Annotated in this window: 9 protein-coding genes; 8 read left to right on the forward strand and 1 reads right to left on the reverse strand. The window is 33.6% G+C overall.

Annotated features, from left to right (window positions below; genetic code table 11):
• The 8 genes from Q0075_RS12245 to Q0075_RS12280 all read left to right on the forward strand — a co-directional run.
• On the forward strand, positions 1-479 hold a 479-nt coding region (locus Q0075_RS12245), incomplete at its 5' end, for a YicC family protein (RefSeq protein WP_297869757.1).
• Positions 480-520: 41 nt separating this feature from the next.
• Positions 521-883 (forward strand): four helix bundle protein, encoded by a 363-nt coding sequence (locus Q0075_RS12250; RefSeq protein ID WP_297869758.1) that lies wholly within the window; start codon positions 521-523, stop codon positions 881-883.
• 49 nt (positions 884-932) lie between these two features.
• The gene (gmk, locus tag Q0075_RS12255) at positions 933-1,505 is read left to right on the forward strand and encodes a guanylate kinase (RefSeq protein ID WP_250580153.1); all 573 of its coding nucleotides are present in this window, start codon (positions 933-935) and stop codon (positions 1,503-1,505) included.
• 97 nt (positions 1,506-1,602) lie between these two features.
• Positions 1,603-2,184, forward strand: coding sequence for a nicotinate (nicotinamide) nucleotide adenylyltransferase (gene nadD, locus Q0075_RS12260; RefSeq protein ID WP_297869759.1), 582 nt, complete (start codon positions 1,603-1,605; stop codon positions 2,182-2,184).
• The gene (locus Q0075_RS12265; protein ID WP_297869760.1) at positions 2,181-2,813 is read left to right on the forward strand and encodes a hypothetical protein; all 633 of its coding nucleotides are present in this window, start codon (positions 2,181-2,183) and stop codon (positions 2,811-2,813) included. The genes nadD and Q0075_RS12265 overlap by 4 nt, the downstream gene beginning before the upstream one ends.
• A 64-nt stretch (positions 2,814-2,877) precedes the next feature.
• The gene (locus Q0075_RS12270) at positions 2,878-4,044 is read left to right on the forward strand and encodes an iron-containing alcohol dehydrogenase (protein WP_297869761.1); all 1,167 of its coding nucleotides are present in this window, start codon (positions 2,878-2,880) and stop codon (positions 4,042-4,044) included.
• 233 nt (positions 4,045-4,277) lie between these two features.
• Positions 4,278-5,273 carry an NAD(P)H-dependent glycerol-3-phosphate dehydrogenase gene (locus tag Q0075_RS12275; RefSeq protein WP_297869762.1) on the forward strand — a complete coding sequence of 332 codons (996 nt, stop codon included), beginning with the start codon at positions 4,278-4,280 and terminating at the stop codon, positions 5,271-5,273.
• A gap of 31 nt (positions 5,274-5,304) precedes the next feature.
• Positions 5,305-6,282, forward strand: coding sequence for a TerC family protein (locus tag Q0075_RS12280; RefSeq protein WP_231837089.1), 978 nt, complete (start codon positions 5,305-5,307; stop codon positions 6,280-6,282).
• A gap of 78 nt (positions 6,283-6,360) precedes the next feature.
• On the opposite strand, the gene Q0075_RS12285 is transcribed toward Q0075_RS12280, so the two are convergent.
• The coding region (locus Q0075_RS12285) for a GH92 family glycosyl hydrolase (RefSeq protein WP_297869763.1) at positions 6,361-8,804 on the reverse strand (2,444 nt) is incomplete at its 5' end.

Below are 8,804 nucleotides of genomic sequence, written 5' to 3' on the forward strand. Positions count from 1 at the left end.
AAATCCAAACCGTGATTGATGAAGCCTTGGAAAACATCGCTAATTTTAGAAAAGATGAAGGTGCTTCGTTGGAAAAAGAATTCCAATTAAGAATTGCCAACATCAATAATTTAATGAACGAAGCGGTTTCTTACGATGCTGAACGCGTTGAAACTGTAAAAACTCGTTTAAGAACAGCTCTAGATGAATTAAAAGTAAATGTAGATGAAAATCGCTTTGAACAAGAATTGATTTTTTATCTAGAAAAATATGACATTACTGAAGAAAAAGTACGTTTGGGCAACCATTTGAACTATTTCTTAGAAACGCTGAACGGAACGGAAGCCAACGGAAGAAAATTAGGTTTCATCACGCAAGAAATGGGAAGAGAAATCAACACCATGGGTTCAAAATCTAATCATTCTGAAATGCAAAAATTGGTAGTAATGATGAAAGATGAATTGGAAAAAATCAAAGAACAGGTATTAAACGTTCTTTAATTTTAGTGAAAAGTGACAAGTGAATAGTAAAAAGCCAGCAAATGAGTAGTATAAGTTCATATAAAGATTTATTAATTTGGAAAAAAGGAATAGTTCTGGTAGTAAAAGTTTATCAATTAACCAAAGCATTTCCACCTGAAGAATTATACGCTCTAACAAGTCAAATTAAAAGAGCTTCCGTTTCAATTCCGTCTAACATCGCAGAAGGTTATGGAAGAAACACCGACAAATCTTTTAGCCATTTTATTGATATTTCAAGAGGTTCTTTATGCGAATTAGAAACTCAATTAATCATAGCAAAAGAATTAGGTTTTATTGTTAATTTTGAATTGTATAATGAAATTTTAGAGCTTATTATAGAAGAATCTAAAATGATAAATGTCTTTTCTAAATCACTTAAATAAGCTTTTCACTTATCACTAATTACTTATCACTAGAAAATAACACAACACAATGACCAAAGGAAAATTATTAGTATTCTCTGCACCATCAGGTTCAGGAAAAACCACTATAGTACGACATTTATTAGCCCAACCCGATTTGAATTTAGAATTTTCGATTTCGTGTACTACTCGTGCGCCTCGTGGCGAAGAAGTAGATGGAAAAGATTATTATTTCATCTCATGGGATGAATTCAAAAAGCACATTAAAGCAGAAGATTTCGTAGAATGGGAAGAAGTCTATACTGATAATTTCTACGGCACTTTAAAAACCGAAGTAGAACGCATCTGGGCTTTAGGAAAACACGTAATTTTTGACATTGATGTAGCGGGCGGATTGCGTATTAAAAGCAAATTTCCAAACGAAACCTTAGCTGTTTTTGTAAAACCACCAAGCGTTGACGAATTAAAACGCCGCTTAAAACAACGTTCCACAGAAAGCGAAGACAAAATCAATATGCGTATCGCAAAAGCGTCTGTAGAATTAGCAACTGCACCACAATTTGACACCATCATCAAAAATTATGATTTAGATGTGGCAAAAGAAGAAGCGTATCAATTGGTAAAGGATTTTATTAGTAAATAAAAGTATAGCACAAAGTCTCACTAAGTTATGCACCAAGTAGCACAAAAAACTTCGTGAAACTCTGTGAAAAACTTCGTGAAACTCTGTGAAACAAAAAATGAAAATAGGTCTGTATTTTGGAACGTTTAATCCCATTCATATTGGGCATTTGATCATTGCCAATCATATGGCGGAGCATTCTGATTTGGATCAAATTTGGATGGTCGTTACACCTCATAATCCACACAAACAGAAAAGTTCGTTGTTAGATGATTATCATCGTTTGCACATGGTGCATTTGGCAACAGAAGATTTCCCGAAAATCCAACCTTCGGATATCGAATTCAAACTACCACAGCCGAATTATACCGTAAATACTTTAGCACATTTACAAGAAAAATTTCCGAAACACGAATTTTCGTTAATCATGGGCGAAGACAATTTGAACTCGCTCCACAAATGGAAAAACTACGAAGTCATTCTGCAAAACCACCATATTTATGTCTATCCGCGATTAAATTCAGGCGAAATCGATGAGCAATTTGTCAATCATCCAAAAATCCATCGAGTAGGCGCGCCTGTAATTGAATTATCTTCAACCTTCATTCGCGAAAGCATTAAAAACGGTAAAAATGTAATACCAATGTTACCCAATAAAGTTTGGGAATATGTGGAGCATAATTTGTTTTATAAGAAATGAATTTTAAAGCTAAAATTTATATCAAAGATAAATCGTTACCATTTTATAAAAAAATGGATAATTCTGAACAACTACAATGGATTTCAATATCATTTGCATTAATACTTTTACTTATTTTATCAAACACAGAAAATAATATTGAAAACATATTTGAAAGCATTCTAAAAAACATTATTTATGTCTGTTTGGGATTATTTCTAATCTCAGTTATTATGAGATTTGGTGAATATGAAAAATTAAATGGAAAACTTGAAGGAGAAATTTCTTTTGAAAAAGATGGAATAAAAATTAATAATCAACTCTTTGAATTTAATCAAATCAATGATTTTAATATAGAATTTTCAGATAAATATGGTAGCCAAACAGGAAAATCAAATGGTGCCTTTTTATCGCAAGGTTTAAAAAATAGTATTTCTTTTTATCATAATGGTAAATTAATTATAACATATTTTCAATTGTATTCATCTGAACAACTCGAAGCAATTAAAAAAGATCTTTTTTTTATAATTACTAATGAACTTATCATTTTCAAAAAAAAATATCTAAATCTTGTAGACAAGAAATATAAAAACACGACTGATTATTTGTTTTTTATAGAAAAAATGAAAAAAGAAAGCAAACTATCTTAACATTCCTTTACCATTCGTTACCAATCCCATTGCGTAACTTTGTATTCTTAAAAAATAAAATGTTATGCTAAACTTCGAATTATACAATCCGGTAAATTATGTCTTTGGAAAAGGACAAATTGCTAAACTAACTGATTTAGTTCCAACAAACATAAAGATTCTGCTTGCTTATGGTGGCGGAAGTATCTTTAAAAATGGTGTTTACGACCAAGTAAAAGCCGCTCTACCAAATCATGATATCATAGAATTTGGCGGAATTGAACCGAATCCTCGTTTTGAAACTTTGATGAAAGCGGTTGAAATTATTCGTGCTGAAAAAATTGGTTTCATCTTAGCTGTTGGTGGCGGAAGTGTAATTGATGGCGTGAAATTTATCTCAGCAGCTGTTAATTTTGAAGGTGATGAAGCCGATATTTTGAAAAAACGAATCTTGTTTAAAGACGTTTCCAAAGTTATTCCTTTTGGAACCGTTTTAACCCTGCCAGCAACTGGTTCGGAAATGAATTCGGGAGCAGTAGTTACAATTGAAGCTACACAAGAAAAACTTACTTTGGGCGGAAGCGCTTTATTTCCAGTATTCTCAATTGTAGATCCAACGGTAATTACTTCGTTACCAAAAAGACAGTTACAAAACGGAGTTGTGGATGCGTTCACACACGTAATGGAACAATATTTAACCTATACACACGATGCTTTACTACAAGACCGAATTTCGGAAAGTATTTTACAAACGCTAATTGAAATTGGTCCAGATGTAGTAGAAAATCCGAGCGATTATAAATTAGCTTCCAACTTTGTTTGGAGTGCCACCATGGCATTGAATGGCTTAATTCAAAAAGGAGTTCCTTCGGATTGGGCTACACACATGATTGGTCATGAATTAACTGCTTTATACGAAATTGATCATGCGAGAACGTTGGCAATCATTGGTCCAAACTTATACCGCGTAATGTTCGATACGAAAAAAGAAAAATTAGCACAATACGGACAACGTGTTTGGAACATTCAAGGCAATTCAACTGAAGAAATTGCAGAAAAAGCAATTGAAAAAACGGTTGAGTTCTTCCACAAAATGGGCATGAAAACGAAAATTTCGGAAAACGCTGAAAACATCGAAAACACAGCTGATTTCATTGTAAATCGTTTCGAAGAAAGAGGTTGGAAAGCCATGGGTGAAAAACAGAATATTACTTTGGAAAAAGTAAGAGCTATTGTAGAAATGAGTTATTAAAAATTAAAATACGAATTTCACGAATTAACACGAATAATTTTTATTGCAAAATTTAGAAGTTTTTAGTAAAGTTTAGAAAGCTTTACTAAAAAATTGAACCTCAAAAAAGCAAAGAAAATTGGTGTTAATTCGTGGAATTCGTGTTTAAATCCATTATAAAAAAGAGTTTCGCAAACGTTTTTTGTAAATCCTTTTTAAATGCCTATTTTTGATGTTCTAAATTAAATCGGAAAATGGAAAATAAGCCAAAATTTGCAGTCATAGGAGGGGGAAGTTGGGCTACCGCAATTGCTAAAATGCTTTGTGAAAATCAAGACGAAATTGCTTGGTACATGCGAAGCACTTATGCTATTGAGCATTTAAAACATCAAAAACACAACCCAAACTATTTGAGTTCGGTTGCGTTTAACACTAATAAATTGAAACTTACAAACGATATCAACGAAGCAGTTGCCTATGCAGATTATCTGATTTTTGTAATTCCATCCGCTTTTTTAAGTAAAGAATTGGAGAACTTAACAGAAAGTTTGAAAAATAAATTTATTTTTTCTGCTATCAAAGGAATTGTTCCTGAATCGAGTTTGATTGTTGGTGAACATTTTCATACTAAATATGATATTCCATTTGAAAATATAGGTGTTGTAACAGGACCTTGCCATGCGGAAGAAGTGGCAATGGAACGTTTATCCTACTTAACGATTGCCTGTAGTGATAAGAAAAAAGCCAAATTCGTAGCTAAAAATTTGAGTTCGCATTACATCAAAGCCAAAACTTCAGATGATATCATTGGAACTGAATATGCAGCCGTTTTAAAAAATATTTACGCCATTGCGGCCGGAATTGCACATGGCTTAGGTTATGGCGATAACTTTCAAGCGGTTTTGATGAGTAACGGTATTCGCGAAATGAAGAAATTCATTCGTAAAGTACATCGCATGAAACGAAACATTAACAATTCGGCTTATCTAGGCGACTTGTTAGTAACAGGATATTCCGTATTTTCTCGAAACAGAATGTTTGGAAACATGATAGGAAAAGGTTACACCGTAAAATCAGCACAAATGGAAATGAGTATGGTAGCGGAAGGTTATTATGCGGTAAAAAGTGCTTACAAACTAAACCAAGAATACGGGGCTGATACTCCAATTATTGATGCGGTTTACAAAATTTTATACGAAAACAAAGACGCAAAAACCGTTTTTAAAGCCTTAACAGAAAAACTAAATTAAATCCATGCTATTCTCATTAAAAACAGGTGCAATTGATCATTTAATCGATCACCCAGGAATTATTACGGCTTTTACGATTACCATCATTGCCATGTTGGTATTAGACTTAGGTGTTTTAAACAAAAAAGGACACGTGATTTCCAATCGTGAGGCGGCTATTTGGTCGGTGATTTGGATTTCTTTAGCAATGGGATTTAGTGGTATTATTTATCATTACATGGGAGCCGAAAAATTCATGCAATTTCAAGGTGCGTATTGGATTGAAAAAGCACTTTCGGTTGATAATTTATTTGTATTTATTTTAGTTTTTGGCTATTTCAACGTTGCTAAAGAAGCCCAACACAAAGTGTTATTTTGGGGTGTGATTGGGGCTTTGGTTTTTAGAGCAATATTCATTTTTGCGGGAGTTTGGCTATTGAACTACACCTATTTGCCTGAAATGGAGCTTTTTGGACACATGGTTAAAATCAATTACTTGTTAACTCTTTTCGGAATTATTTTGATTGTTGCCGGAATTAAATCGGCACTGAGTCAAGAAGAAGATGAAGGAAGTAAAGATTTTACAAAAAGTCCAGGTGCTCGATTTGTTTATAAATTTTTCAATGTAACCCATCAATACGATGGCGATAAATTCTTCACGATTGAAAACGGACTTAAAGTAGCAACGCCTTTGTTTGTAGTAGTCGCAATTGTAGAATTTACCGACTTATTATTTGCGATTGACAGTATTCCAGCAATTTTTGCTATTGCTCCAGATGATCCATTTATTCTTTACACATCAAATATTTTTGCGATTTTAGGATTGCGTTCATTGTATTTTCTTTTAGCGAACTTCATGTACATGTTCAGTAAATTGAAATATGGATTAGGATTTATCTTGGCTTTTATCGGAACTAAAATGATTATAGCGCCGTTTTATCACGTTCCTACAAGTTTATCTTTATCTGTTGTGGGTGGAGCTCTAATCTTGTCTGTAATCGCTTCTTTATTATTTCCTGATAAGGATTAAATATTTGAACACAATATAAACCGCAGATTCGCAGATTTAACCTAGTTAATCTGCGAATCTGCGGTTAATTTTTGGCTCTTACTTGATAGTAATTTCGTCTATAAAAATAAACGCATCGCCACCAAAACCTTGATGCCATTCTGGTAATTTACCGAAGTTTTTAGCGATTACTTTTACGAAACGTGATTTTTTGCCTTTGATTTCATTAGAAGTGAAATTCAAAATCGTATTTTCCTCTAATTTTGGATCTAAGGTATTGTTTACCGAACCGAAAAACATAAAATTTACATTATCATCCGAAATATAATAATCGACTTTCGTTGGCATTAAAATCCAAGAACGTTGGTCTTGTAAAAATCGTGCGGAAATTTCACTAACACTTTTTACTTCTTTTAAATCCACAACCGCTTCAAAATCCTGACTTTGGTAGCCTTGCCAATCGCCTTTTCTCCAGTTCTCCGTTCCTAAAATACCATCTAACAACCCTTCTTGACCACCAGCATGATATTGTGGATTGTAAACCGATTTAATATTGATGCTGTAATTGTTTGGTTTTTTGAAGAAGGTTGCGGAAATGGTATCACTAACATTTAAACCTTCTAAATCTTCTCTTGAAAAAGCATAAATTTTGGTTGAATTTGAAATTTCAAATGGCTTTGAATATATTGAAAACTCCTTTTCTCCTTCAATTTTGTAGAAAATCATATGTTTTCTAAATTTTCCATTATCTAAATTATTATTATCCATAGAAACTAATAATTTATCTTTAAAAGCTTTGCTTTCCGCTTGAATTACTGGAACTGGAATGATTAATTGACACTCTACTTTATCTATAGTTTCCATACCAAATTGTGGCAAAATACCTCTAGCATTTGGTAAGTGAAGATAATTTGGTTTATTTCCATCAATACTAACTTTCGCGTCTAAGTAAGGTTCATTAATATCCCATTTCGGCTGTCCAGGGGTCACCGAATAAATCCCCATCGAACTCAACACATACCAAGCACTCATTTGTCCGCAGTCTTCGTTTCCAATTAAACCATCTGGTGTGTTTGTGTAAAAATTATCTAAAATATACTTGACTTTTGCATTCGTTTTTTCTGGTTTCCCAACATAATTGTACAAATACGCCATGTGGTGACTTGGTTCGTTTCCATGCGCATATTGTCCGATTAAACCCGTAACATCGACTTGTTCTCTACCAGTAGTTTTGCTTTCGCTGTTGAACATTTCATCTAATTTGGCTTCAAATTTTTCAGGTCCACCATAAGCTTGAATCATTCCCTCAATATCTTGTGGCACAAAAAACGAGTATTGCCACGAATTACCTTCGGTAAAATTATTGTTGACTTCTCTTGGATCGAAAGGTTTGTCCCAACCGCCGTTTTTCTTTGGACGCATGAAACCCGTTTCCCAATCGAAAATGTTTTTCCAATTTTGAGAACGTTTCATGAAATATTGATAATCCTCTTGCTTGTTTAGAATCTGTGCCATTTGCGCAATACACCAATCGTCATACGCATATTCTAAGGTTTTTGAAACGCTTTCGTGTTCGTCATCTATCGAAATAAAACCGTTTTTCTTGTAGGCATCCAAACCTAAAACATCACGCATGGCAGAAGCTTTACTGGCTTCAAAGGCTTTTTCGTAATCAAAACCTTTAATGCTTTTTACCATCGCATCTGCAATTACAGAAACGGAATGATAACCAATCATACAATCGGTTTCATTGGAAGCTAATTCCCAAACCGGTAATCTGCCGCCTTGTTCGTATTGTTTGATGAAAGTGTTGATGTAATCCGCTGTTCGTTTTTTATCGATTAAAGTGTACAACGGATGCGCGCCTCTAAAAGTATCCCAAAGCGAGAACACCGTGTAATAATCAAATCCTTCGGCAACATGAATTTTATTGTCTCTACCGCGGTATTTTCCGTCTAAATCTTGTGCAATATTCGGTTGCATCATCGTGTGATACAGAGCCGTGTAGAAAATCGCTAACTTGTCTTTATCATCAGACGTGACTTCAATTTTTGATAATTCTTTATTCCAAGCCGCAATAGCATCTTTATGAACTTTATCGAAATCCCAATGTTTAATTTCGGAACTGTTTAATTTCGCACCTTCGTAACTCGTTGGCGAAAGTGCTACTTTTACGAGAATTTTTTCGCCTTTTTTGACTTGTTTAGAGAAACTTATTTTTAATTCTTCATCCCCTTTATATAAATCTTTTGGTTTATTTTTTCCTCGAGCATTGCTTATTATTAATGGCACATTAAATTCTATTCGCGCATAAACATATTGATCTCTAGCCCAAGCTTCGCTTCTTCTTAATACTTCAATGGTTTTGTCATTTATTATTTTTATTTCGCCAAGAATTAACTTATCACGATGATTTAAATCTAAAATAATATTGGCTTGTCCTGCTTTATTAAATGTATATTCATGAAAACCAACTCGAGTTGAAGTAGTTAAACGCACATCGATATTATGTTTGTCTAATTTCACGGAGTAAAATCCAGCGG

The sequence above is a fragment of the uncultured Flavobacterium sp. genome (genome assembly GCF_937967675.1).
GTDB lineage: Bacteria > Bacteroidota > Bacteroidia > Flavobacteriales > Flavobacteriaceae > Flavobacterium.

Excerpts from the sequence above, each read along its gene's own strand:
- Q0075_RS12250 (WP_297869758.1), top strand. The coding sequence starts at position 521 with ATGAGTAGTATAAGTTCATATAAAGATTTATTAATTTGGAAAAAAGGA.
- gmk (WP_250580153.1), top strand. The coding sequence starts at position 933 with ATGACCAAAGGAAAATTATTAGTATTCTCTGCACCATCAGGTTCAGGA.
- nadD (WP_297869759.1), top strand. The coding sequence starts at position 1,603 with ATGAAAATAGGTCTGTATTTTGGAACGTTTAATCCCATTCATATTGGG.
- Q0075_RS12265 (WP_297869760.1), top strand. The coding sequence starts at position 2,181 with ATGAATTTTAAAGCTAAAATTTATATCAAAGATAAATCGTTACCATTT.
- Q0075_RS12270 (WP_297869761.1), top strand. The coding sequence starts at position 2,878 with ATGCTAAACTTCGAATTATACAATCCGGTAAATTATGTCTTTGGAAAA.
- Q0075_RS12275 (WP_297869762.1), top strand. The coding sequence starts at position 4,278 with ATGGAAAATAAGCCAAAATTTGCAGTCATAGGAGGGGGAAGTTGGGCT.